This window comes from Hymenobacter sp. FMD4, assembly GCF_058932745.1.
Map to the genome: position 1 here is coordinate 70403 of NZ_JBZYWH010000001.1, position 25023 is coordinate 95425.

General features: G+C 58.5%; 26 protein-coding genes. 9 read left to right on the forward strand and 17 right to left on the reverse strand.

Features of this window, described 5'->3' with window-relative positions:
* The first annotated feature begins 26 nt into the window (after positions 1–26).
* From AC5FXY_RS00305 to AC5FXY_RS00315, 3 genes are all read left to right on the forward strand, one after another.
* A complete protein-coding gene (locus tag AC5FXY_RS00305) occupies positions 27–956 on the forward strand; it encodes a TIGR01777 family oxidoreductase (protein WP_493554632.1) in 930 nt (309 codons plus the stop codon).
* Between the two features lie 103 nt (positions 957–1059).
* Complete coding sequence (locus AC5FXY_RS00310; protein ID WP_493554633.1) at positions 1060–1311, forward strand: BPTI/Kunitz domain-containing protein; 252 nt, start codon at positions 1060–1062, stop codon at positions 1309–1311.
* A 43-nt stretch (positions 1312–1354) separates the two neighbouring features.
* Entirely contained in the window at positions 1355–2620 is a 1266-nt protein-coding gene (locus AC5FXY_RS00315) for a hypothetical protein (RefSeq protein ID WP_493554634.1), read from the forward strand.
* On the opposite strand, the gene AC5FXY_RS00320 is transcribed toward AC5FXY_RS00315, so the two are convergent.
* From AC5FXY_RS00320 to AC5FXY_RS00355, 8 genes are all read right to left on the reverse strand, one after another.
* The gene (locus AC5FXY_RS00320; protein WP_493554635.1) at positions 2606–5002 is read right to left on the reverse strand and encodes a penicillin-binding protein 1A; all 2397 of its coding nucleotides are present in this window, start codon (positions 5000–5002) and stop codon (positions 2606–2608) included. The two genes, AC5FXY_RS00315 and AC5FXY_RS00320, sit on opposite strands and share 15 nt — an antisense overlap.
* Before the next feature lie 81 nt (positions 5003–5083).
* Positions 5084–5431 carry a hypothetical protein gene (locus AC5FXY_RS00325; protein WP_493554636.1) on the reverse strand — a complete coding sequence of 116 codons (348 nt, stop codon included), beginning with the start codon at positions 5429–5431 and terminating at the stop codon, positions 5084–5086.
* 76 nt (positions 5432–5507) lie between these two features.
* Positions 5508–5960, reverse strand: a complete 453-nt coding sequence (locus tag AC5FXY_RS00330) for a hypothetical protein (protein WP_493554637.1) — start codon at positions 5958–5960, stop codon at positions 5508–5510.
* Complete coding sequence (locus AC5FXY_RS00335; RefSeq protein WP_493554638.1) at positions 5942–6745, reverse strand: hypothetical protein; 804 nt, start codon at positions 6743–6745, stop codon at positions 5942–5944. The genes AC5FXY_RS00330 and AC5FXY_RS00335 overlap by 19 nt, the downstream gene beginning before the upstream one ends.
* Positions 6746–6827: 82 nt before the next feature.
* Positions 6828–8489 (reverse strand): DUF4153 domain-containing protein, encoded by a 1662-nt coding sequence (locus AC5FXY_RS00340; RefSeq protein ID WP_493554639.1) that lies wholly within the window; start codon positions 8487–8489, stop codon positions 6828–6830.
* Between the two features lie 28 nt (positions 8490–8517).
* Positions 8518–8907, reverse strand: coding sequence for a hypothetical protein (locus tag AC5FXY_RS00345; RefSeq protein ID WP_493554640.1), 390 nt, complete (start codon positions 8905–8907; stop codon positions 8518–8520).
* A gap of 41 nt (positions 8908–8948) precedes the next feature.
* The gene (locus AC5FXY_RS00350) at positions 8949–9248 is read right to left on the reverse strand and encodes a winged helix-turn-helix domain-containing protein (protein WP_493554641.1); all 300 of its coding nucleotides are present in this window, start codon (positions 9246–9248) and stop codon (positions 8949–8951) included.
* A gap of 84 nt (positions 9249–9332) precedes the next feature.
* The gene (locus AC5FXY_RS00355) at positions 9333–10004 is read right to left on the reverse strand and encodes a hypothetical protein (RefSeq protein WP_493554642.1); all 672 of its coding nucleotides are present in this window, start codon (positions 10002–10004) and stop codon (positions 9333–9335) included.
* A 398-nt stretch (positions 10005–10402) separates the two neighbouring features.
* Here AC5FXY_RS00355 and AC5FXY_RS00360 point away from each other — a divergent pair, with 398 nt between their 5' ends.
* The 3 genes from AC5FXY_RS00360 to AC5FXY_RS00370 all read left to right on the forward strand — a co-directional run bounded on the left by AC5FXY_RS00360 (position 10403) and on the right by AC5FXY_RS00370 (position 12897).
* Positions 10403–11188 (forward strand): class I SAM-dependent methyltransferase, encoded by a 786-nt coding sequence (locus AC5FXY_RS00360; RefSeq protein ID WP_493554643.1) that lies wholly within the window; start codon positions 10403–10405, stop codon positions 11186–11188.
* 149 nt (positions 11189–11337) lie between these two features.
* Entirely contained in the window at positions 11338–12225 is an 888-nt protein-coding gene (locus AC5FXY_RS00365; protein ID WP_493554644.1) for a UbiA family prenyltransferase, read from the forward strand.
* A 30-nt stretch (positions 12226–12255) separates the two neighbouring features.
* Positions 12256–12897: a hypothetical protein gene (locus AC5FXY_RS00370; protein ID WP_493554645.1), complete on the forward strand. Its 642-nt coding sequence runs from the start codon at positions 12256–12258 to the stop codon at positions 12895–12897.
* A gap of 60 nt (positions 12898–12957) precedes the next feature.
* Here AC5FXY_RS00370 and AC5FXY_RS00375 read toward each other — a convergent pair whose 3' ends face one another.
* The 3 genes from AC5FXY_RS00375 to AC5FXY_RS00385 are packed head-to-tail and all read right to left on the reverse strand — an operon-like array spanning position 12958 to position 14427.
* The gene (locus AC5FXY_RS00375; RefSeq protein ID WP_493554646.1) at positions 12958–13605 is read right to left on the reverse strand and encodes an SDR family oxidoreductase; all 648 of its coding nucleotides are present in this window, start codon (positions 13603–13605) and stop codon (positions 12958–12960) included.
* Positions 13595–13753 carry an NAD(P)H-binding protein gene (locus AC5FXY_RS00380; RefSeq protein WP_493554945.1) on the reverse strand — a complete coding sequence of 53 codons (159 nt, stop codon included), beginning with the start codon at positions 13751–13753 and terminating at the stop codon, positions 13595–13597. Before AC5FXY_RS00380 ends, AC5FXY_RS00375 begins: the two co-directional genes overlap by 11 nt.
* 17 nt (positions 13754–13770) lie before the next feature.
* Positions 13771–14427 carry a DsbA family protein gene (locus AC5FXY_RS00385; RefSeq protein WP_493554647.1) on the reverse strand — a complete coding sequence of 219 codons (657 nt, stop codon included), beginning with the start codon at positions 14425–14427 and terminating at the stop codon, positions 13771–13773.
* 138 nt (positions 14428–14565) lie between these two features.
* Between AC5FXY_RS00385 and AC5FXY_RS00390 the strand changes: the two genes are divergently transcribed.
* Positions 14566–15447 (forward strand): DUF3667 domain-containing protein, encoded by an 882-nt coding sequence (locus tag AC5FXY_RS00390; protein ID WP_493554648.1) that lies wholly within the window; start codon positions 14566–14568, stop codon positions 15445–15447.
* Positions 15448–15632: 185 nt separating this feature from the next.
* On the opposite strand, the gene rho is transcribed toward AC5FXY_RS00390, so the two are convergent.
* Positions 15633–17777, reverse strand: a complete 2145-nt coding sequence (gene rho / locus AC5FXY_RS00395) for a transcription termination factor Rho (protein ID WP_493554649.1) — start codon at positions 17775–17777, stop codon at positions 15633–15635.
* A gap of 443 nt (positions 17778–18220) precedes the next feature.
* Between rho and AC5FXY_RS00400 the strand changes: the two genes are divergently transcribed.
* Positions 18221–18658, forward strand: a complete 438-nt coding sequence (locus AC5FXY_RS00400; protein WP_493554650.1) for a hypothetical protein — start codon at positions 18221–18223, stop codon at positions 18656–18658.
* A 147-nt stretch (positions 18659–18805) separates the two neighbouring features.
* Entirely contained in the window at positions 18806–20080 is a 1275-nt protein-coding gene (serS, locus tag AC5FXY_RS00405) for a serine--tRNA ligase (protein ID WP_493554651.1), read from the forward strand.
* A 199-nt stretch (positions 20081–20279) separates the two neighbouring features.
* On the opposite strand, the gene AC5FXY_RS00410 is transcribed toward serS, so the two are convergent.
* The 5 genes from AC5FXY_RS00410 to polX all read right to left on the reverse strand — a co-directional run bounded on the left by AC5FXY_RS00410 (position 20280) and on the right by polX (position 24995).
* Positions 20280–20936 (reverse strand): hypothetical protein, encoded by a 657-nt coding sequence (locus AC5FXY_RS00410; protein ID WP_493554652.1) that lies wholly within the window; start codon positions 20934–20936, stop codon positions 20280–20282.
* Between the two features lie 227 nt (positions 20937–21163).
* Entirely contained in the window at positions 21164–21433 is a 270-nt protein-coding gene (locus AC5FXY_RS00415; RefSeq protein WP_493554653.1) for a UBP-type zinc finger domain-containing protein, read from the reverse strand.
* A gap of 12 nt (positions 21434–21445) precedes the next feature.
* Entirely contained in the window at positions 21446–21913 is a 468-nt protein-coding gene (locus tag AC5FXY_RS00420) for an OsmC family protein (RefSeq protein ID WP_493554654.1), read from the reverse strand.
* A gap of 119 nt (positions 21914–22032) precedes the next feature.
* Complete coding sequence (locus AC5FXY_RS00425; RefSeq protein WP_493554655.1) at positions 22033–23097, reverse strand: glycosyltransferase family 9 protein; 1065 nt, start codon at positions 23095–23097, stop codon at positions 22033–22035.
* A gap of 128 nt (positions 23098–23225) precedes the next feature.
* Entirely contained in the window at positions 23226–24995 is a 1770-nt protein-coding gene (polX, locus tag AC5FXY_RS00430) for a DNA polymerase/3'-5' exonuclease PolX (protein ID WP_493554656.1), read from the reverse strand.
* Between the last annotated feature and the right edge of the window lie 28 nt (positions 24996–25023).

Below are 25023 nucleotides of genomic sequence, written 5' to 3' on the forward strand. Positions count from 1 at the left end.
CCGGGCACCGCGTACTGCTTTGAATCATGAAACCATTGTTGCGTAAAGTGTTGATTTCGGGGGGGCGCGGCCTTGTGGGCATGCGGCTTTCCGATATGCTCATCGATGCCGGCTACGAAGTGGCGCACCTCAGCCGGCAAACCACGCACGGGCATTATTGCTCGTTTCGCTGGGACCCGGCTACGGGGCAGATTGATGAAGCAGCCATCGGCTACGCTGATTTCGTGGTGAACCTTGCAGGTGCCAGCGTATCGGATGAAAAATGGTCGGAGGAGCGCAAACGCGAAATCATGGCCAGCCGTGTGGGCGGCACCAACCTACTGGCCCGGGAGCTCCGCGAACGGCCCAACCACGTGAAGGCCTTTATTTCCGCCTCGGCCATTGGTGTTTACGGCGACGCTGACGACCGAATGCTGACGGAAGAAACTCCGCCCGCCCCCGCCAACGACTTCTTGGCTGATGTGGCCACGCAGTGGGAACGGGCCGCTCAGCAAGTGCAGGAAATCGGCATCCGAACGGTCATTACGCGCATAGGTATCGTGCTCAGCGACGAAGGCGGCGCGCTACCCACCATTGCGCGTCCGGTAAAGCTCATGGCCGGTGCGGCCCTGGGCTCGGGTCGGCAGTACATGTCTTGGATTCACATCGACGACCTCTGCCGGTTGATTATTCAGATGATGGAGGAACCGGAATGGCAAGGCACCTACAACGCTGTGGCTCCCGATCCGGTCACTAACAAAGATTTCACGGCCACGTTGGCAGAGGTGCTGCATCGCCCCCTGGTGCTGCCCAAGGTTCCGGCTTTCGGCCTGAAGCTCGCCATGGGCGAGATGAGCGAAATAGTGCTGGCTTCGCAGCGGGTAAGCGCGGAGAAGATTTTGAAGCAGGGCTTCACATTTGAGCATCCGAAGCTACGCGAGGCTCTAGAATCCTTTTATCAGCGCGAAGAGGAATAGTAATACTATCATTCCAGCAACTGAGTGTGGTTAGCCTGTCACCAGTGGCCGTTTTGCCCGTTGAGCTCTGCAACCATTTCTAAGGTAGTGGGCTCAACAAATTATGAAACGCAACTACCCCACCCTGCTCTTACTATTCGGCGGTCTACTTCTGAGCTGCTCTAAGGATGGTGCCGTACCCAAACAGTGCACACTGCAGCCCGAAACAGGCCTCTGCAGAGCAGCAATGACTCGCTACTACTACGATCAGCAGGAGAAGCGCTGCAAAGAATTTACTTGGGGCGGCTGCGGTGGCGTAGTACCATTCGAAACGCTGCAGGAATGCCAGGAGTGCGGCTGCGATAAGAAGGATTAAGAAAGCAGGCCTGAATCTGCCGTCGACGTCGCAACTTGCCGGCATGACTGGGATTCTTCGAGGGCTTATCAGCGTGTCACTTGGGCTGGCCCTTGCATATCTGCTATACCTGAACGTAGCACTGCATTACCGCCCTTCCTTTACGAAGGGTGTTGACTTACAGAGCAATGCTGATGTACTGGCGCAGCTGCATTACTTAAAACCTAAACTGCATGCCGGCGCGGCTGAAGACATGCAGAGCCTTTACCCGGAAGGCTTTGTTTTTTTGAACGCGCTTTACAGCTTATCGTGGAGTGAAGTGGCTGCTGCGGCCCCTGCGTCCTCGAATCTGCACCGGGAAGCGGTGGCAGAAAGCCGCTGGGCCGTGCAGGAGATAGCCTCCACGCGGGGCCAAGCAGTGTTTGATGCGGACCTTCCTTTACCCTACGGCGCTTTTTACAACGGATGGCTCAATTACTCCCTCGGCAAACTGCTCATTGGGCAGAAGCCAGTTGAGTGGCAAAAGGCCGATGTCTCGCTGTTTAAAACTACCTGCCAACGCATCGCCCTTGCCATCGCCGATAGCCTTTCCCCTTATCCGGAATCTTACTTTGGGGCCGCCTGGCCAGCCGATGCCTCTGGGTGCGTGGCTTCCCTGGCACTGCACGACCGGCTGTTTACGCCGCGCTACCAGCCGCTTATTAAGTCTTGGCTGCGCCGGGTAGCAGCGCGGACCGATTCGCTGGGACTGATTCCGCACGAAGTGGGCCCAAGAACAGGCAACGTGCGGGAAGGAGCTCGGGGTTCCTCACAAAGCCTGACCCTGAGCCTATTGCATGAAATTGACCCAGCTTTTGGCCGGCAGCAGTTTAAGCTTTACCAGCGTTACTTCGTGGATGGGCGACTAGGCCTGCCCGGCATCCGGGAATATCCGAAGGGAGTGGCGGGCTCGGGCGACATTGATTCCGGCCCCGTCATTTGGGGAATAGGCGGCGCGGCTTCCGTGGTTGGGCGCCGCACCGCGCAGCAATATGATGATACTACCCTAGCAGTCGGTTTGCGCAACAGCATGGAAGCCTTTGGCATGCCTTGGACGCATAACGGACACAAGCGTTACCTCTTTGGCACCCTTCCCATTGCCGATGCCTTTATTGCGTGGAGCAATGCTTCACATCTTGGTCAAGAGGGACAAGCCGCTGCGCTCTGGATGTGGCGTTTCCATTTGTATTCGGCCATTGCCGGTGGTCTCCTGCTAGGACTAGTGCTCTGGCTTTGGCGGCGGGAGTTACCAGCGTTTCGGCGCCGGCGTACCCGCTTAGTTCACCCTTAGGCTGTCGGGTACGGCCATGGTGCCATTGTTCATGCGCTCCAGCAGATTATCGACTACGATAGAATCGATTTCCACGATCTGGCGACGTGGGCGGTAATCCTCGGTAGTGCAGATGTACTTCTTGTTGATTTTGCCGGTGTACGTGGGGAACGGACCGGGCGTAATACCCAGCTCCTTGTCTTTGTACAGCTTCTCCATAAAGGTACCGAATACGGGCAAGGCCATGCGGCCGCCTTCGCCTTGCTCAGACCGGAAGAAGTGAATACTGCGGTCTTCACCGCCCACCCACACGCCGGTCACCAGGTCCTTGGTAATGCCCATGTACCAGCCATCGGAGTAATTGGAGGTGGTACCGGTTTTGCCCCCGATCTGGTTGTCTTTCTTTTTCCACAGGTCGTAGTCCCAGAGGCCCTGTGAGGTACCGCCAGGCTCGTCCATACCACCGCGCAGCATATACACCATCAGCCAAGCCGTTTCGGCCGGAATCACGCGCTTCTGCTGCGGGTCGAACTGCACGATGACGTTGCCGTTGCGGTCTTCGATGCGCGTAACGATGAGCGGCTCGGTGCGGAAGCCGTTGTTGACGAAGGTGCTGTAGGCGTTTACCATTTCGTATACGCTTACGTCGCCAGCCGAGCCGAGACCGATGCTGGGCACGCCCAACAGCTTGCTGCGGATGCCGACTTTGTTAGCGTATTTAGCCACTTCGTTCCAGCCCACGCGCTCGGTGAGCTGCGCCGTCACGGAATTTACCGAGCGGGCCATGGCATGGCGCAAGGTCATGTTGATGCCCGTGTACTCGCGCGTTACGTTGTCGGGCTTCCACTCCATGGGTTTGCCGTTTTCCACGTAATTGATGGTCACCCGCTCATCCCGGATCCGGTCGCAGGGCGCGTACCCCTTGTCGATGGCGGTGAGGTACACGAAGGGCTTAAACGTGGAGCCGGCCTGACGCTTGCCTTGCTTCACGTGGTCGTACTGGAAAAAGCGGTAGTTCAGGCCGCCTACCCAAGCCTTGATATGACCGTTGTACGGGTCCATGGACATCATGCCGGCCCGCAGGAACTGCTTGTAATAAGCCAAGGAATCCAGCGGCGACAACAGAAGGGTAGTATCGCCGTCACCTTTCCAAGTAAACACCTTCATTGGACGCTTGGCGTGCAAGGCCGAATCCAATCGAGCAGGTTGGCCTTTGTAGCGCTCAGCCAAGTACTTGTACAACTCCGTGCGCTGAATCTGGGTCTCAATGAAATTAGGAATTTCATCCCCTTTCTCATCTACCCACGGTTTCTTACGCCGGTTGCGCCAGAAATTGTCGAAGCTGCGCTGCAAGGCCTTCATGCGCTTTTGCACCGCATCCTCCGCATGCTTCTGCATTCGCGAGTCGATGGTAGTATAAATTTTTAGCCCATCGCGGTACATGTCGTAGCCGTTCTTCTGGCACCAGTTGTTTACAAACTGGCTGATAGCCGTGCGGAAGTACGTTTCCGGGCCGTCCACGTGCTTTTCCACTTGATATTCCAGCGCGATGGGTAGCTGCTTTAGGCCCTGCAGTTGCTCGGCGGTCAGGTGGCCTGCCTGTGCCATGCGCTCGAGCACCAAGTTGCGGCGCTTAAGCGAGGCCTCGGGGTGGAATTTCGGATTGTAAGCTGTGGGGTTGTTTAGCACGCCGATGAGCACAGCAGCTTGCTCGGGCCGAAGGCTATCGGGGGTTGTGCTGAAAAAGGTTTTAGCGGCTACTTTGATGCCGTAGGCATTGGAGCCGTACTCCACTGTATTCAAGTACATCCGCAGAATTTCTTCCTTGGTGTAGCGGCGTTCCAGCTCCACGGCCGTCAGCCATTCCTTCATTTTGGCGACGAGCGTACTCACCACCGGCACCGAGCCGAGCACGCCCCGCTCCCCGCGACGGGTTTTGTAGAGGTTTTTGGCCAGCTGCTGCGTAATAGTAGAACCACCGCGTTTTTCGCCGCGAGCCGATGCATACACGGCTCCGAGGAGGGCTTTCGGATCGATGCCGGTGTGCTCGTGGTAGCGCACGTCTTCGGTGGCAATCAGGGCCTTCACCAGCCAGGGCGACATGCTGTCCAGCGGTACTGGGTAGCGGTTTTCGCGGTAGTAGCGGCCCAGCAGCACGCCATCCGACGTAAATACTTCAGAGGGCTGTTCCACCTTGGGGTTTTCTAGCTCCTCCAAGCTTGGCGACTTGCCGAACAAGAACATAAAGTTGCTGGCCACCAATATGGGCAGGAGCAAGAAGAAGCCCGTCGCAGCCGCAAAAGCGGCCCATGCCACGCGCGAAAGCCGGTTGGGCCACGTGCGTTTGGCCCGTTTGGGCTGGGGTGTCGACTGGTCTGTAATCTGAACTTCGGTAGAAGGCATCGGGCGGAAGGAGCCGGACATCAAACGCGTACACACTCCGGCGGAAATACAAATATACCGGATGCAGACCGGGTAGGCGGCTCAGGAAGAGCTAAACGTTTTCGCACAAGCACTTATCACCGCTACCAGCAGCAAAATTACTGCTGGCACCGCCGCCAAGCCGGCGCCCAGGGCCATTAGTTTGAGGGCGAGCCGCGCCACGGCCCACGGCAGCCGCTGGCTTACTCGCCAGCAGAACCACGGCCCCGTAGCCACCACCATAGCCGCGCCGGCGCTCAGTATTGCCAAGCTGCCAGGCTGCGCTTGAGGCGTGTGCGACCACAATTCCTCTTGTCCCAGAAGACTGACAGCAGCCAGCACCATCATCCCTAGGCCCCACCAAAGCGCTTTAGGAGCACAGGTCAAAACCAAGCTGATGACTTGTTTCATCGGCAAGAAGCTGCAATTGAAAATAAGCGAAGTGATACCGAAGTAAAAGTTGCTGCCTGACGCAGGCATTTCCCGCTTACTTGAGCTCCGCGTTAGCGTCGATGGGCTGCCCGGCGCTACTGGCCGCAGTTGGCAGTTCAAACAACGCAACCACCGAAAGGAGCGCTCCGAGTAAGTAGCCGGCGGCGAGAAAGTACCAGTTGGGAAATCCTGGCTCAGCAGGTTCCTGCCCAAGCGAGAAAAAGAGCCCTACGCACAGCACTTCGTGCCCGAGCGTCAGCCACCAGTGCCAGCGCGCGGCGGCAGGAGAATAGTCAGCGCGTAGCAGCTTCCAGCGCCAACAGTACAGAACAAGCCCCGGCACTGCGATGGGAATGATGATGGCGAATATCAGCAGCACGTTTAGCTGCATGATGGTAACGGTATCCTTCAGCAGCTGAATAATGGCCAGCACTCGGCTACCGTCCGCCGGGCTATCTGTTTCCGTTGCTGGGAAAGCTTTAGCGGGGTTTAGACTTGGGCGCTCCATAGGTCAGCGGCAGGATTAGTGAGCGGCGGCAGCAGCGCCGAGCGTGTATTGGTAGTTGTTGACTGAGAGCCACCGACGCGGACGCGGCCGGGGTTGCGCAGCACGCTTTGGGCTCGGTCCCACTCCTGCGCTACTCCGGCTGCAAAGCCTACCGGCCCCATGCCGCCGGCCCAGAGCGTGCGGTTGAACCACAGCCAAATCACCACGGCCGTACCGGCAGTGAGCACGCCGTGCAGCCGTTGCATCAGCCACCAACCCAACGTGCTACGCCGCGCCCGGAGCTGGCTTAGGGTATAACACTGAAAATTGACGTGCATTTCCTCGTCGCGCAGGATGCGCAGGCACAGCTGCTGGAGCAAGCCCGAGTAGGTGGCGTGGTACAGGGCGCGGAAGTACACCGTGGCCACTACCTCAGCGGTGAGCAGCACTCGAATGGTGGTTTCGTGAGAGCCAAAGCGCCGCAGGCCACGAAAGGCTTTATCTATCCACGACTGTCGCAAGCGCGGCAGGCCCTGCATGTCCAAGTACTGGCCCAATACCCGGGAATGGGCTCCTTCTTCGGCGATGAACAGCTGAATGGCTTCCTGATAAGCTGGGTCGCCGCTGGTTTGGGCGCGCTGGTACAGGTGCTTGCCTTCGGAAGTTTCGAAGCGTTGAAAATGCTGGAGTGAGCGGCCGGCGGCGCGTTTTTCGCGCTCGGTGAGGCGGTAAGGGTCGTCCCAGCTCAGGTTGTCGAGGTGGGTCCGATTGGCGCGGAAGTACGCAGCCCAGTTGGTGAAGTTCATAGCAGCCTGGCCCGCCGATTTCCCAGCAGAAGAGCAGGGAAATCGGCTAAGGACTTATGGTGAGTTGAGGAATTGGGTAGTACTAGTGGCCGGCTTGGGTGAAGGATACCGTCTTGGCCTTGGGCAACGCTTGGTAGGCTTGCCAATCGGCGAGCGTCCAGCTTTGCCAATTGGCTTTGTGACCCGCCACGTAAGCCCGCACACGGGAATCGAGCATGCGCTGGGCCGCTTCGGGCGTGATTTCCTCGTAGCTGTACCGGTTTTTCACGGCGATGTGCGGCACGTTGTTGAGGGCGGCTCGGTGGCGCAGCAGCTCGGGCAGCACCCGGCCGGGCATATCCAGCAGAAAGCCATAATCGACGCGGCTAAAGCCCGAGGTGAGGTTGTAGCGCGCAATCCAGATTTCCCAGTTGCCGACGGCCAACGCCAGCAGCACCAAGTAAACGGCCACGCTATTGAGGCGCACCAGCGCGAAAGCTGAGCGGCGCTGCCAGATTTTCAGCAGAATCGTCACCAGCCCGAATAGCACTAGCGCGAGGAAGAAGCACACGCCGATGCGCTTGTAAGCCAGACCCATGTGGCTGATGTAATAGTAGTTGCGCAGCCCAACTGACACCGCTAGCACGGCATTCTGCACCACCCACACCGTGGCGCCCCAGCGCAGCGCAGGTAGGCCGGGCTCGTAGAAATTGAGGTTGCGACGGAAAAACCACAGCACAATGCCCATAGCCAGCAGAATGCTGAAGATGAGCACGTACGTACCCTCGTGCACAAACTGGGCGAGGTCGAAGCCGGGCTCGGGCGTGAAGCCAAACCACAGCCACTGTACGTCGATGGCATTGACGGCCAGCAGCAGCAAATTGACGAGGCCGAACACGGCCAGCGCAGCCAGGTACTCCTTGCGCAAATCAACCAGACGGAAGTCGCGGCGGCTGAAATCGGGGTGGCGCACGGCGAAGGACGCAACCCGGTCGCGGCGGCGACGCACAAACTCACCGAAGTGGGCTTCCAGCTGCGCCAGCATGGGCACGGGCACGCGCAACAACAGCACTGCAGTGGCCGCTGTAGCCAGCACCCAAAACATTATGGGAGTTTGCAGCAGACTTTCCAGCAACCACAGCAGCCCCTCCCCTATGGGCGCCCATGCGCGGTTGACCAAGGTACTGTAGCGTGGGTTGGCCAGCAGAAATAACACGTGAAACACCGCCAGCACCAGCACAGGCACCAGCAGCAGCCGCGCATACCAGAGCGTACGCCCGGCCTTGGTGGTACGGCTGGGCAGGTAGCTGCGCAGCAGCGCACCCGGTAATCCCAGCAGCACCTCAGCCGCCGATAGCACCCCCGTCAGCAGCGCCAGCGAGGTTTGCTTCAGGAGCGGCTGGTTGGCGAAGCCGAACAGCATAATTCCCGACGCCATGCAGGCCAAAAAAGCCGTCGAGCCGTAGCAAAGCATGGCGCCAGCCGCAAGCACTGCCCCGGCCAGCACCAGCCGGAAGTAGCCCGAGCGCCACGCCGCCCGCGGGCGGCTGGCCAGCAGTACTGCCGCGCCCACTATGGTATAGAGCGTCATATTCAGGCCCAGTTCCTGCTCCCAGAACAAGACAAAGAAAGCCAGCACCCCCAGCGGCAGCAGCCATTTTTGGGTGGCGGTCAGCACCAATTGCGCCGGGCGCCAGCTTAGGAGGCCGTTGGCCGCAGGGGTGCGTGGGGCAGCGGCGGCGGAGAAAAGCGGAAGTGCTTCCATGATTAGTTCAGCGGTATCGTGGAGAATATCAAAAGCGCAGAAAGAGTCCAGAATCGGCGGCCAGCAGCAACAGAACCGACAGCGCCGCGAGAAAAAGCAGGTGATACAGCAGCCCTAACAGCAGTACCACCACGGCCAGCGGTTCGGTGCTGGCGCGCAGACAGCGGCGCCACATCGGCCGCATTACCCACCAAGCCACGGCGGCCTGGCTGGCTATTGGTAGCAGATAAGAAAGACCAATCAAAGTCCTCACCCAGCTGGGGTTACCAGCTGCCGCGATAATGCTTCCTGTTAGCAGCCACCAAGCCCCAGCCCAGCCGGCAATGCTCAGCACCAGATTGCGCGTTGCCGCGCCGGCGGTGGCTAAAGGAGCCGATGCAGCCGGCCAAGCGGGGTGTTCGTATCGAAGCAAACTCATTTTAAAGTACTTTGTATTTCAAAGTTTAAATGCAAAAAAAATCAGCTGTCAGTACGGAGCAGCTTTTCGAGCGTGGTCAGGTGGTCCTGAAAGGCTTGGCGGCCCTCGGCGGTAGCGGTGTAGGTCGTGTTCGGCTTCTTACCTACAAATTGTTTGCTGACTTGCACGTAACCAGCCTTTTCGAGAGCGGCTACGTGACTGGCAAGGTTGCCGTCGGTCAGGTCCAGGGTTTCTTTCAGGTCATTGAAGCTGACGCCGTCGTTGGCCATGAGCACGGCCATTACGCCCAGCCGCACGCGGTGGTCAAAGGCTTTATTGAGCTGATGGATGACGTGTTTCACGGCGGAGATAAACGGCGAGGCGACGCTTCGCAGGAAAAGGGCAATTCGGTTGCGACGGCCGACAGATTGGAGTGAGTGTACGCGTCAGCTGCGTTCGTAGCGGTTATACATCAACAGCCCGTACGCAATATGTCCTACCCCAAAACCGAGTGCAAAGAACAGGAAGGCGTAGCTGGGCAGCAAGCTTGCTATCAGGCCGAGACCTATCAGGGTAAAACCCAGCAGCTTAATTTCATCGAGAGTATACTTACTGGCGTTGAGCAGGGCCAGGCCGTAAAAGAGCAGCATGGCTGGCACTACTAGCCCGGCTGCTCCGCGTAAGTACAGTTGAATACAGAACAGGCCGCCCGCCACGAGCGGAATAGCCATGCTCCAAAACAAGCGCCGTACTACCGGGTCTTTCAGGGAACGGCCGTCATGCTTGGCGCGGCGCTGGGTGAAGTACGTGGCCACCAGCACTGCCAGTATGATGATGCCGCCGGCCAGCATCAGCAAAAACGGCAGCGTGGATAACCGTGCTTCCGCCGAGCCTTCCATCAGCTCCACAAAGCCGGTGTTACTATAGGGACTAGTGCCGTAAGCTGAACTTTCGCCGTACTGGGTGCTGAGGTACCAATGTCCAAACGCAGCGCCTGCCAGCGCCACCACCCCTGCCCCAACTCCGGAAAGGCCACTCAGGGAAATAAAGCGGGACGAGCGCTCCATGATGGCGCGAATCTCGGTGAGTTGAGCTAGAGGATCGACAGCTTGCTTCATGTTTTCAGAGCACTTTGTGGCACAAAGCTAACAAAACAATTGGTATCCGATCTTCCAAAATAAAAAACAACACGTACAGCATTGCTCTCCTCCCCCTCTCTATGATGCTTGCAGCTTCGGATACCGCACGACTTGCGCAAAGCCAGGGCTTACCGTTGGTATCAGCCACTGGCTTTGTCCTGTTACGTTTCTTGGCGAGTACGAGCTGCTTGTGGAACACCTGCCGCTTGGCTATCTAGCCTAGACGAGGGTTAGGAGCTTATTCACCCACATTCAATTCAAATGAGTAGGCAGTCTTTTTACAGGCCTTTACTAGTTTCAGAGCACCATATTTTTTTGCTTTCAGGTTGGCAGTATCCCCCATTTATCCTGCTGCTCTCACCCTCAGTTAGCTATACATGAAGGTACGCTTGCACCTGTTCGAATTCGAAGACCAACCGTGGTTTCCTAATGTGATTCGGGCGGGCATGATGGATTACCTACGCTTCATGATTACACACTTGCACACGTACCGGCCCATCGCGCCGCTGCTGGCCGAGGGCATGCGCCAAACCGGCCAAATGAGCGTCCTGGAACTGGGTGCCGGAGCCGGTGGCGGCTCTACCGATGTGCTACAGGCGCTGCAAAATCAGGCCTTGCCCGAGGCGCGCATCACCCTAACTGATCTGTATCCGCAGCCCGAAGCCTGGGCGCACCTGACGCAGGAAACCAACAGTGCCATCGGATTCGTGCCTGTTCCCGTCAATGCGCTGGCTGTGCCATCGGAGCTGCCGGGGTTCCGTGGCATCTTTTCGGCTTTTCACCATTTCACCCCAGCCGCGGGCGAAGCCCTGCTGCGCGATGCGGTGCAGGCCGGGCGGGGCATCGGCGTGTTTGAGGGCGCTGGCAAGCATTGGTGGGAAATTTTGCTGGCATGGACGGTGCTGCCCGTTGCACAGTTGCTCATCACACCGTTTATCCGCCCGTTTAGCTGGGGTCGGCTGTTCTTTACCTATCTGGTGCCGCTGATTCCGCTCTGCACCATTTGGGACGGCACGGTTTCCATCCTGCGTATGTACTCGCCCGAGGCCCTACTGCACCTAGCCCACCGCGCCGACCCCGATGGCCGCTACGCCTGGCAGGCCGGTAAAAAGCGGCACTGGTGGGGACCAGAAGTAACTTATCTGCTGGGTTGGCCAAAGTAGCATAGACTTCCGATTTACCGATCTTCGGTTGTAGTCCGCCCCTACAGTTAGTAACCTTCCAACGTCGGGCTACGATTCAGAGTACTATCGCCTGACGCACACTTGCGAAGTCTCCGCTGCATGCGCTACTGTCGCGCTACCTTTAGTCTATGCTCCTTGCCTACCGCCGCGCCTTGCCGCTGATGCGCATTCCTTTTTCGGTGTACCTGATGCCGGTGTACTGGTTTGGGCTGAGTGCTCTGCGCGGTTCCTTCTCAGCACCGAAGGCCTTGGGCGTGTTTGTGGTGCTGCATCTGCTGGCTTACCCGGCTTCCAACGGCTACAACTCTTGGTTCGACCGCGACGAAGGCAGCATCGGTGGGCTGGAACGGCCGCCGCAGGTCACGCCGGAGCTGTGGCGACTAGTGGTACTGTTTGATGTACTGGCGGTGCTGGGCGCCCTGCTGATTTCAGTGAAATTTGCCTTGCTGCTTACGGGCTACTTGCTCGTGTCAAAAGCTTACAGCTACGACCGGATTCGCCTCAAAAAGTACCCGGTCGTCAGCACCTTGGTGGTGGTCGTGTTTCAAGGCGCTTACACGTTTCTGATGACGCAGGTAGGCGCTGGTGCTACTTCAACCGAAACATGGTCGGCTGACAACCTACTGATTGCGGCCGTGAGCAGCCTGTTTTTGTGTGGTTCTTATCCGCTTACGCAAGTGTATCAGCACCAGGAAGACGCCCGCCGCGGCGACCAGACGCTAAGTCTACTGCTGGGCGTGCGCGGCACTTTTGCGTTTGCGGCGGTAGGGCTGCTGCTCGGCGCCGCCGTATTGGGGCTGGTCTACCTGCGCCGCGACGAGCCGCAGTTCCTGGCCGTCTTTGCGGTGGCTACGCTGCCGGTGGTGGCCCTATTTGGCCGCTGGGCTTGGCAAAGCTGGCACGACCCGGCCGCCGCCGACTTCCGCCGCACCATGCGCATGAATCAAGTATCGTCGCTGTGCCTGAGTGCGGCGTTTATCGTCATGCTGGTGCTGCGGCACTGGCTGGACCAGTAACTCAACACAAGCGAGCCTCGGCGCGTACGAATGCGCATGTTGACTTGCCGCTTCGTCCTAGCATTGGCGGCTGCGCTGCCGCTTGCCTGCTCCACTCCTTCCGACCGCTCTGCCAGCGCCCCAGTTGCGAGCGGCGCCGATACCGCCGACGCCGTGTCGCTGGAGCCCATGGATACCACCACGGCTTCGGTGACCACTGCGCTATCGGACACGCTGAATGTCGTACGCACCCGGCACCGCTTTTCCGCGCCCGTCGCGCCCGACCTTTTTGAGCTGGTACTGCGCGGCGATTCGCTGCTGAATAGCGAGGCCATGTTCACCATCACCGCGTCGGACGGCACCGTGATATTCCGCGAAAAGCTTGGCTCGGCCGATCTGGAAGCGGCCATGGTGTATGAGATGAAAAAGCCCGGTGCCACGCGTCAGGAGCGCGAGGCCTACCTGCGCCGACGCATGGACGAGTTTTTTGCCGAGAAGAACTTCCGCCAGCCTGCCATTGGCCCCAAAGACCCGTTTCAGCCCGGGACCGTGGACCGCGCTACTTGGGACGACTTGCGCGGCCGGGCCGATGCCGTGGGCTTTCAGTACCTCGTGGGCAAGGAAGATGGCCGCCGCATTGCATGGTCGCCGCTCAAAAAGCAAGTGGTGCGCTACGGCCGCTACGGCGGCTAGCTTTTGCTACTGCCGCTTAGCAAAACTGCGCACGGTGTCCTGCGGCTTTCCCAGTTCCTATCAAGTTTGCTCGGCCTGAAACGGCTCGGGCATTTCGTTGAGGGCTTTGATGATATGAGCACCGTAATTCATACGGGGTATTAAGCGAATCAGGCCTAACGGGGCATAGGCAACTCTTAACTTATGGCTACCATGGTGACGCGCTGCCTGCTGAGCGGCCTCCATGGAGGTCAGAGGCTCCGGCCCTTGCACGATGTACTCTTTGTTAGCCGATGCGGGCCGGCGCAGGGCGGCCGTTACCTGCCGGCCGTAGTCACAGGCCGATACCCAATACATACCGCTCCGTGCCGGTCCTGCTACCAGAATAAAGGGGCCCGCCAACTGCGTGTTGAGCAGCGTCTCCATAAAGGCCGACGGATTAAAGATGGTATAAGGCAAGCCACTGGCTTTGATTTCCCGTACGGCTTGCTTTTTCAGCTCAAATACCCACCACCGAAATCCAGAATACTTCTTGATCAACGACGACAGATAGATCACCCGGTGGACTTTCTGCTGCTTGGCCGCCAACAACAGAGTGCGCAGCCCGTCCAGCTCCGGGTGAAACTCGGACTGTTCTTCCGTCTGCCGCACTGAAAGGTTGAGGTACACGGCATCCTGCCCCGCCAAGGCTCGGCCCAAGCCATCAATATCGGCTAAATCACCGCGCACCAACTACACCGCCGCAGGCAGCAACCGACGAGCTTTTTTCAGGGTTGCGCACTATGGCTGTTACCGCGAAACCGGCGGCTACCAGCTCCTTGGTTACCGGACGCCCCAGCATCCCCGTCGCCCCAACAACAGCCACTTTCTGGATCATCTGCTCGGGCACTACGGTTATTCTTTGGTTTCGCTGAGCAGTTGCTCTAAGCCGGCCTTCAGTGATTCATACGGCTCGTAGCCACGGGCCAGAATGTAGCCCTGGTGCCCGTGTATCAGCACCAAGGTTGGAAAGCCCTGCACCCCGAGTTGGCGCACCATGTCAAACTCGTGTTGGGTTGCGTCGCGGGTGGCGTCGCTTTCGTACCAGCGGCGAAACTCGCCCGGATCAATGCTGTACGCCTTGGCCAACCGCTCGTAGGTCTCGGGCGCGTTCAAATCCTGACCTTCACCAAAGTGGGCGCGCTGAATATCGTGCGCAAAATGCACTTCGCGGTTGAGCGGATCGAGCTGCTTGAAGGCCATCAGGGCCCGGCTCGGCGGCTCGGAATTGTTGATGTAACTGCCTTCCGTGCCCAGCTGCTTAAAGGCGGCGCCGAACTGCGCACCCGTTACTCGCTCCACTTGCTCCAAGGCTTGGCTAACGTAGCTCCACTTGTTGCGGATGGGTTCCACCTCATCGCCCGTTACCATGCCGCCGCTGAGCACCGTGGTGGGCACGCGGTCGGCAAATTCATCGGCCAAGCGGGCTACTACTGGGCCCATGCCGTAGCACCAGCCGCACAGCGGATCGAAGATGTAAAGGAGCTGGTATTTGGAAGAAGCTTGTTCCATAAGCTCCAAAGTACTGGCTTGTGCCCTCGCTATGCAAGTCAGTGACTTAAGCAATTGACGCAGAACCTAGCAGCACTGCCTCCTAAGGACTAGCTTCTGTGTATCTTTTGCAGCTGGTGCTACTTCCCAGTTTGGTTTATGATTCCTGATTCTACTACGCTCGCCGCCGAGTCCGTTTCCGGTAGCCAGCTTGTTACCTGTGCTACCTGTCAAGCACCATTGCAAGGCAACTTCTGCTCAGAGTGCGGCGAAAAACGCCTGAACCGTCATGACTACGCTTTTAAGCATTTTCTGGAACACGCCATTGATACGGTTACGCACTTCGACCTACGCGTGCTGCGCGACTTATTGTGGCAGGCCCGCCGCCCTGGCTGGCTGGCAGCTGAGTGGTTGCGCGGCCGCCGCGTGCATCACGCCCCGCCAGTACAGCTCTTTCTGATTACCAACCTACTTTTCTACTTAGTCGCAGGCCTTTCTCACTTCAGTCCTTTCCAGACCAAGCTACAGTACCACTTGGGTTCCAGCTTTGGCGCCTTTGCTCAGCGGCTTGTCGCCGAACGCCTAGCCCGGACCAATATGCCGCTGGAAGACTTGACAGAACGCTTTAATGCGTTGGCTCACGTCTACTCCAAAAGCCTTGTTTTTCTGTTTATTCCGATGATGGCCTTGCCTCTGTGGCTGTTGTGCTGGCGGCAGCGGCGCTATTTTGTCGAGTGGCTGACGCTGAGCACTTACATGTTTGGCGGCATTCTGCTGCTTTTCGGCTTGGTAGCGCTAATTACCCTTACCACTCGCCTATTGCCTGCCAGCGGTTCTACGGTCATTAGCGACGACTTAATCGGCGCATTCATGTTTGTGTTGACCACTGGCTACTTAACCCTATTTCTGGGAGGCGTCTTTCCCAATCAGCAGCTCTGGAAACGGATTCCGAAAGCCATTTTGCTGACTTCCTTCTTCCTGTTAGCCTTAGTTATACCGTACCGCTTCGTGCTATTTCTGGTGACGTACTGGTCGGCTTAAGTGGCTAATAGGAAATAAAGGTGTGACAAGCTCGGTCATGCCGAACGCAACCGTAGCATCACACTGCGTAGGCCAAGGATATCCATAACCGAGTACATCAACCAGCCGACTACCAAACCCTGGCAAACAAACAAGCCCGCTACAGCAGCTGCAGCGGGCTTGTTTGTTTGCATTACCGATGTGGCTTAGCCGTTCATCGACACCAGGAATTCCATGTTGTCGCGGGTGCCTTTCATGCGGTCCTTCAAGAATTCCATGGCTTCGGTAGAAGTCATGTCCGACATGAACTTGCGCAGTACCCACACGCGGCTCAGTTCGTCCTTGCCCATGAGCAGGTCCTCGCGGCGGGTACCCGAAGCCGGAACGTCGATAGCCGGGAAGATGCGCTTATTGGCCAGCTTCCGGTCGAGCACCAGCTCCATGTTGCCTGTGCCCTTGAATTCCTCGAAGATAACTTCGTCCATCTTCGAGCCCGTATCAATCAGCGCTGTGGCAATGATGGTCAGCGAGCCGCCATTTTCCACGTTGCGGGCTGCCCCGAAGAAGCGCTTCGGCTTCTGCAGCGCCCCGGCATCGATACCACCCGACAAGATACGGCTGGACGACGGCTGCACCGTGTTGTAAGCACGGGCCAAACGGGTGATGGAATCAAGTAGAATCACCACGTCGTGGCCGCATTCCACGAGGCGCTTGGCCTTGTCGAGGGCCATGGCCGCGATTTTTACGTGGCGGTCGGCGGTTTCGTCGAAGGTCGAGCTGAGCACTTCGGCTTTCACCGTACGCTGCATCTCGGTTACTTCCTCGGGGCGTTCGTCGATGAGCAGAATCATCAGGTACACCTCGGGGTGGTTTTCGGCAATAGAGTTGGCAATTTCTTGCAGCAACACCGTCTTACCCACCTTGGGCTGCGCCACGATCAAGCCGCGCTGGCCTTTGCCAATGGGGGAAAACAGGTCCAGAATACGCGTGCTAAGCTGGTTGGGCGTGGTGGTGAGCTTCAGGCGCTCATCGGCGAAGAGCGGCGTCAGGTGCGAGAACGAAATCCGGTCGCGCACATCTTCCACCGAGCGGCCGTTAATGCTTTCCACCGAAACCAGCGCGTAGTATTTCTCGCCTTCGCGGGGCGGGCGTACGGTCGCCTTCACGGTGTCTCCAGCCTTCAGCGAGTACTGCTTCACCTGCTGCGGCGATACATAGACATCGTCGGGCGAGGCGAGGTAATTGTAGTAAGGCGAGCGGAGGAAACCATAGCCGCCATCGGGCATCATTTCCAGGGCGCCTTCGCTTTGGATGGTGATGTCAAGTGACTCCACACGTGGCGGCTGCGGCTGGCGCTGAGGCTGTGCCTGGCCGGGCTCAGCAACCGGGCGCGGGCCCTGAGGCTGACGCGGGTCACGTTCACGGTCGCCGCGGTTGAAGCGGTCCTCACGGCGTAGGTCATCGCGACGCGGCTCGCGGGGGTCACGTCCTTCGCGCGGCTCGCGGCCCTCACGCGGCTCCCGCACTTCAGCGCGGGGGTCACGCTCTTCGCGGGGCGGCTGCGGAATGATTACGGGTCGGGGCTGGTCGCTAGCCGGACGTGGCGCGGCAGGAGCGGCAGCCGGAACCGGGGCTGGAGCAGCCTGCGGCTCGCGCGCAGCGTTGCGGTCGGGACGCGGGGCGTCGCGGCGGTAGTCGGCCGGACGGATTTCGCGGGGCTCACGGCCGGGCTGCGGCACCACAAAGCGTACCGGACGCTGCTCGCGGGGCCCCTCTTCGTTCGGGCGCGGCACCGGCACCGGCGTCGGGGTTTCCGCAGGCGGCGTCTCGATGACGGGTAATGGCGAAGCCGGCGTTTCGATGGGCGGCGCTTCCACCGGCTCCATAGCAGGAGCCGTAGCTGGTATTTCTACCGGTTCTACGGCTTGCGGAGCCGCATTACGGCCTCGGGCCGGGCGTTGCCCACCGCGAGGAGCGCGGCCGTTGGTGGCCGGCGCTGGCGTTATTTCTGGTGCGGCTGGGGCTTCTGCCACTACTGCTTCAGCTACCGGAGCGGCGGCTACGGCAGCGGGCGCAGCGGCGGCGCGGCTGTTGCGCCGATCGGGCCGGGCCGGAGCAGCAGGGGCAGCGGCTACTGCGCTGCCATTGGAGGCAGGAACTTCAGCAGCCACATCGGTAGTTACTCCGCGCTTGCTGGGCATTTTATCAGGCGGCGTAATAGCTTGCTGATCCAGAATCTTATAGATAAGGTCCTGCTTGCTCAGGCGACGGAAATTGCCCACGTTTAAGGATTCGGCTATTTCCTTTAGCTCGGACAGCAATCGGTCCTTGAGCTCGTCAATAGTGTACATAAATGGGTACGGGGAGGGAGAAATTCGGGATGGAGATGCCCGGCAGATGCCGCCGTGGCCCTAAACGAGCCGCCACGGCACAAAACCAACAGATAAGCAGCGCAAAAGCGCGGGCAGGAGTGTCAAAAACGTAGATTCTCCGGGCGCTGGAAAGGATCGGGCCGTGTACCACCGAGGAGGCGGGGCCCGGCATCAGTCGCCGGCTTGCTTGCGCAATGTTACGCAATACGGCCAACAAGGCCAATAGGATGCGGCCTTTTTCTAGTCGGCCAGCAAGAATTTAACTTTTCACAGATTCATATAGTTCAGCCATTTGAAGAAAGAAGTGGCTTGGAGTTGATCAGCTAACACATGCCCAAGTGCGACCTGCACCAGGGTGGCTGAGCGCAGCTACTTGGGCTTCTTTTTACGCTTAACTTGCGTTCATAGCCACGCTCCTATTCATGAAACGCTTCGCTTATCTGTTGTTCGCAGCCAGCCTTTTGACCGGCTGCAAAGAAGACACGCCGAAACCCACAACGGTACCAACTATTGAGTACATCACTACGGTGGAGGTGAGCGTAGATGGCACAGCACCTTATGATTTGCTCGAAGCGCACGTCGTCTCTTCCTCCTACGATAACCGATTGGCCTCACTTACGGTAGCCGGAAAGCTTTACAGCAATAAGGCTCTTCGCCTGTCCTTTCGCCAAAGTATTCCTACGATCGGAGCCAACACGACCGACGTAGTTACGGCTACCCTGGATGGCGTGGGGGCATCGTCGGCTAGTGGACAGAGCCTGCGCGACGCCAGCACCAACAAGGTTTCGGGCACCTTCACCTGCACTTTCCCCAATAATGTGCAGGTCAGCGGCCGATTGCGGGGCGTGCAACTGCGGTAATTACGGTCGGGCCAACCCGGCCACACCGGGTACTGCACCTGTAAAGGCAGCAGAAGCCCGATCCTGTCAGAATGTTGGGCCAATGCCGGCTGCCGCGGGCGAAAACCGCTACTTTTGCCGCGTTCCATTGCGTATTGTCGCTGTAGTATGCTGCAAGTTTCCGTCCTGAAAGAGCAAACCGACCGGGTCTTAGCCGGATTGGCCAAGAAGCATTATCCAAACGCCGAAGCCGAGATAAACCGCATCCTCGAGCTGGATCAACGCCGCCGTCAGCTCCAAACCGAGCACGACACCGCCCAGGCCGAGGCCAACAAGCTGGCCCAGCAGATCGGCGGCCTGATGAAGAGCGGCGACAAAGCCGGCGCCGAGGAGCTGAAAGCCCGCACGGCTTCGCTCAAAACGCAGATCAAGGGCCACGCGGAGGAGCTCACGCAGGTGGAGAAGGAGCTGCACGAGCTGCTGGTGCGCCTTCCCAACCTACCCCACGAAAGCGTACCGCAGGGCCGCACGGCCGATGACAACGAGGTAGTGCGCGAAGTGGGCCAAAAGCCCGAACTGCCCGCCGGTGCCAAGCCGCACTGGGAACTGATCGAGCAGTACGACATCATCGACTTTGCCCTCGGCAACAAGATTACCGGCGCGGGCTTTCCCGTGTATAAAGGCCAAGGTGCCCGCCTGCAGCGCGCGCTCATCAATTTCTTTATCGATGAGGCACTAAATGCCGGTTACACCGAAATCCAGCCGCCCATTCTGATCAATGAGGCTTCGGGCTTTGGTACGGGTCAGCTCCCCGACAAAGAGGGCCAGATGTACCACGCCACCGCCGACGACCTGTACCTGATTCCGACGGCGGAGGTGCCAATCACGAACTTGTACCGCGACGAAATCATCCCGACGGAGCGCCTGCCCATTCGTAACGCGGGCTACACCCCCTGTTTCCGCCGCGAGGCTGGTTCCTGGGGCGCCCACGTGCGCGGTCTGAACCGCCTGCACCAGTTCGACAAGGTGGAAATCGTACAGATAGCCCAACCCGAGCAGAGCTACAGCATCTTGGAAGAAATGCTGGCCCACATCGAGGGACTGCTGCAGAAGCTGGAACTCCCCTACCGTGTGCTGCGCCTCTGTGGCGGCGACATGAGCTTTACGTCGGCCCTGACTTATGACCTAGAGGTATGGTCGGCGGCCCAACAGCGCTGGCTGGAGGTGTCGTCGTGCTCGAACTTCGAGACGTACCAGGCCAACCGCCTGAAGCTACGCTACCGCGCCGAAGGCGGCAAAACGCAGCTGCTACACACGCTGAACGGCTCGGCATTGGCGCTGCCGCGCATCGTGGCGGCCCTGCTGGAAAACAACCAGACATCCGAAGGCATCAAGCTACCGCAGGTGCTGCACCGCTACTGCGGCTTTGAGCAAATAGGTTAACACCCGTCTTGACCTAACAAAAAGCCCCCAGCAAAACGCTGGGGGCTTTTTGTTGGTTGGGAGGTTAGAGAAATCTGCTAAGCTAGAGTAACCAACAACACTTCCATTTCTTGCCGGAAGCCAACAGTGGTGAAACAGGATGCGAATAAAAAATGCCCCCGTGTGTACGAGGGCATTTGTGTAACGAGCAAGGGGTTGCTTAGCCTTTAACCGGCGTGTAAGGAAACTTCTTAGAGGCGTTGCGCATCAGCATATCCACGATGTTATCAGTAGAGCTGAATACTGAGCCAGAAGCTACGTAGTCGTACTTCCAAAGCAGTTTGCCAGCTTCAGCCTCGTGAATGTTTACTGTAATGTTAGCTTGGTTGGTAGCTCCCCAAGCACCTACTAGTAAGCCTACGGCTACAGCAGCACCGTCGCTCATAGGTTTGGTGGTGCGAACCGTGGAGCTTAGTACAGCATCAACGCCCAATATCTGGGCCAGTTCCTGAGGCGTCTTGGTACGGATGCTAGCGTAAGTGATGTTGTTTTGGTGCAGGAGAGCGTTGGTCTGGGTTACGTCCTGGAATTCAACAGTGTAGCCACGCTGCTGTCCACGGCGCAACAACCAAGAGTAAATTTTCTCCTGGAAATCAACACCGCTTTTATTTTCCATCTCGCGTTGCTGCTCGACGGTCATTTTCTTGGCTTGATTGGGGCGCAGCTCCATGGTCACCGATGCTGGCAAAATGGCTACGCGCTTGTGCTTAGGAGCATAGGAGCGAAACTCTTTGGCCAAATAAATAGACGGACCACAGGCAGTAAATACCAGTGCCACCATCATGAAGGCCAAGAACTTAAGTAGAGAATTACGCATGAAAGAAGTGAAGTAAGGAGAAGTAAGTTGAAAAAGTTGCTCGTTCACACAACCCTCAAAACTACTAAACCCTTTCTGCACTTTGTCAAGGCTTTATGACTTTGATGAGAATTAATTTTAAAGCGCTCTACATCGGCTTTTACAGATGTCCTTTCAATGGCTGTGTTTATAGTCAAGTATTTGATAATAACCCCGTAACAAAAACAGCTAACAACTAATGGCCTGCCTTAATATGCTGCAAACGACTCATCAGTAAAGCACCAGACCCACCGCTCACCTGGTTCGGCGGAGGCTATGACTGGATGCTGCGTAGCATGGTAATGCTGGGTGGCGTGCTTGTTCTTGGAATCGTTGCAGCAGCCGACGTGGCCGCACTGCTGACACACGCGCAGGTGCACCCAAGTGTCGCCGAGGGCTAGGCATTCGGCGCAAGCGTACTCGATGGCGGGCGTCACTTGCGTCAGGGACGCGAGGTGCTCACAAAGCTTGGGTTGCATAACAGTGCCGGTTTAAGCGGCAAAGTACTCGTTTTCAGCGATGAGCTGGGTGGTAATGTTTATTCCAGCCATCAAGGTTTTCTGCACCGGGCACTTGCTAGAAATCTGCTCGAGGCGCTGCCGTTGCTCGGGCGAGAGCGGACCGAGCAGGCGCAGTTCTTTGTGCACGTGGTCGAGGCGACTATCGGCGGCTTCGCAACTCGTGCAGTCGGTGGCATGCACGCGGCTATGACGCAAGCGTACTTCGATGGTTTCCAAAGGCCATTGCTTTTGATTGGCGTAAAGCCGCAACGTAATAGCGGTGCAGGCGCCAAGGGCCGACAGCAGCAAATCGTAGGGTGTAGGGCCCTGATCATGCCCTCCGGCATCGGTTGGCTCATCGATGACAAAGGTGTGGCGGCCGGCTTGTACGTCGGCCAGCAGGGCATCTTTGCCCACCTGTACCAGCACGGCGCGGGATTCTTGCTCGGTTAAGGTCATGGGAAGGAAACGGTTATTGGGCCTCGACGCAGCAATGCCGCTGCCTTTGCTTTAACCCCTGCAGGCCCTGACCTGTTTCATAGCTAGCACATTAGCTCATCTGAAATGCTTGGCAGCGCTTAGCGCGCGTCGCGAAATGGCGGCAAGTCCAGATCGAACCGAATATCGCGCATGCAGCGAAAATGGCCCTGCGGACATTTCGCGTAGCCGATCTTGGAGCACGGACGGCAGGCCAGGCCTTCCACTTCCAACACCCGGAACTCGGTTCGGTACGGGTACATTCCGAACTCGGGGACCGTGTTGCCCCACACGCTGAATATTTCTTTCCGAAAGGCCGCCGCAATGTGCATCAGGCCAGTATCGTGGCTGATTACCAATTGCGCCTGCTTCACCAGCGACGCCGATTGGTGCAGCGAAAACCGGCCACAGGCGTTATGGATTCGGGTGCGCGAAGGCGGCAACGCGTTCTTCTCGAAGTAATAAGGGCTGTAAGGCACCCGTGACTGTTCGGTGGGAACGACCTCGGCCGGTAGTTGATCGAAGTGCAGCTCCACCACGTGGCCGGTGCTTTCGTCCTCGGGGCCGCCGAGCAGCACCACGGGCCGGCGCAGTTGCGCGCACAGCTCAACGATACGCTCCACTGGCAGGCGCTTAGTAGCGTGTTGCGCCCCGATAGCGAAGGCAACATACCCATTATGAAACTCGACGGGTAGTGCCGATTCTACATCTACTTCCTGCTCAGCGGGAATAAAGTAGTCGAGCCCGCGGCCGTCGTCCTGCACGCCGAGTGGGGCGGCGGCGGCCAGATAACGCTGCACGATGTGCACGCGCGGCAGCACGTCCCATTTCAGGTTCACGCGGAGCCACTTGCGCAGGTTCAGCTTATCGAAGCTGGCGCCAGGGCGGCCCAAACGCAGCTTGATCATGAACGTGCGTAGGTTGTTGTGCAAGTCCACAACGAAATCAAACTCTTCAGCCTGCAGTTCGCGCACCAACTCGCCCAAAGTACCAGTAAGGCAGTGCACCTTGTCCACGTATGGATTGGCCTCCAGCATACCCCGGTACGCAGGCTTGGTGCAGTAATGCACCTTTGCGTTGGGTACCTGCTGCTTCAGGCCGCGCACCACGGGCGTGGTCAGGACAATGTCGCCGATGGACGAAAAACGCAGGACTAATATTTTCACCGCTGATTAGGCTGAGTTGAATGAGCTGTAGCGCGCGGAGTGTCACTTACCGGAAGTGTCACCGTTGGGGTCCGATGTCACCTTGTTCTCCTTGCTGCCAGTCGGGCCGGATAAGCCCGCGCTACGCGTTACCCGAACAAGGGCCCGTAGTCGACGGGTTTCTTTGTTGACTTCGGACCGGCAAATTTTGTTGCTTTTTCCCGGCGCTGGCGGAAATATGCATCCAACTCGTCGGCCGGCATAGCGTTGAGGGTCATGGCGGCGGTCAGGCCTCCTTTGCGGCCCTGCAGCACGCCGTAGCGCATGTCGGCGTAACCGTCAGTGTGGTGGGCGTCGGGGTTGATGCTCAAGCGTACGCCTTTCTGCAGAGCCAAGCGCACATACTGCCAGTCCAGGTCGAGCCGCCAAGGGTTGGCGTTGATTTCGATAACGACATTGTGTTCGGCGCAGGCGTCGATAATGGCGTCGAAATCGACGGGATAACCCTCACGGCGCAGCAGCAGGCGGCCGGTGGGATGGCCCAGTATGGTGCAGTAGGGATTCTGGATGGCACGCAGCAACCGCTCGGTGGCGCGGTCCTGATCCATCTTTAGTCCGCTGTGCACGGAAGCCACCACAAAGTCGAAGGAAGCCAGCACCTCATCGGGGTAATCGAGCGAACCGTCAGACAGAATATCGGATTCAATGCCTTTAAAGATGCGGAACGGAGCCAGTTCCTCGTTGAGCTGCTCGATTTCCTGGTGCTGCTCGCGCACCCGCTCGATGCTCAGCCCACCAGCGTAATGAGCAGCCCGCGAATGGTCACAAATACCGAGGTACTGGTAGCCCTGGTCGCGCAGAAACTCGGCCATCTGCCACAGCGAATGCGCGCCGTCGGAGTACGTGCTGTGGTTGTGCAGCGAACCACGCAGGTCGGCATCGGTGAGCAGGCGCGGGAGCTGCTGGGCCGCGGCTTCGGCTATTTCGCCGGTGCCTTCGCGCATTTCTGGCTCGATGTACTGCAGACCGGCTTTTTCATAAATGGCTTCTTCGGTAAAGAAGCGGGTGCCGCGCACCAACTGCCGAAGGGTGGCCGCGGGGGCCTTGGCCCCGAGCGGGGCCAAGAGGTGCGCATCGGAACCCGTCTGCAAAAACACGCACGTAGTAAAGTCCTCGGGCTTAGCCAGCTGCACCTCTACTTTCACACCTGATTGCGTAGCCGTGCCGCGCCAAGCAAAGGGGCCGGAATTGGCTTCGTCTTGCAGCAGTGCCTCCACGGCATCGAGCGCCTCGTGTGCCTTCCAGGCTTGGTTGGTACCCACTACCACGCGCACGGTTTCCACCACCGGCAACGCACGCCGCACTTCGCCGGCCACCTTCACTTGCTCGGTGCGCAGGGCTTCCTGTAGCAGTTCCACGAGCTGCTGTCCGAGCTGCTGAGCCTGCGGCAGCAGCAGCTTGCCCTTGCTCTGATCGGTAAATTCCAGGGCCTGCAAAATGGCTTCCTGCGTTTTGGCCCCGAAGCCTTTCAACCCGCTTACCCGGTTTTGCTCGGCAGCTTCGCGCAGGGCCGGAATGGTTTCCACGCCCAGCTCGCGCCATAGCACCCGAATCTTTTTCGGGCCAATGCCCTTAATGCCGAGCATTTCCACCACGCCAGGCGGAGTGGCTTCCTGCAGGCGCGCCAGCTCCGGAAACGTACCGGTGCGCAGCAACTCCTGTGCCGCTACGGCAGCGCTTTTGCCTAGGCCGCCCGTGGTGGTGAACTCGCTTGGGGCAAGGTCGGTAAGCGGGTGGTTGAGGCGGTCGATGGCGGCGGCGGCACCTTCGTAGGCGCGCACTTTAAAGGGATTTTCGTCGTGTAGCTCCAGCAGCTGGGCCATCAGGCGAAAGGCGCGAATGAGGGCGCGGTTTTCCAAGGCAAATCGGGTTTGGGGCAGTAAAGCT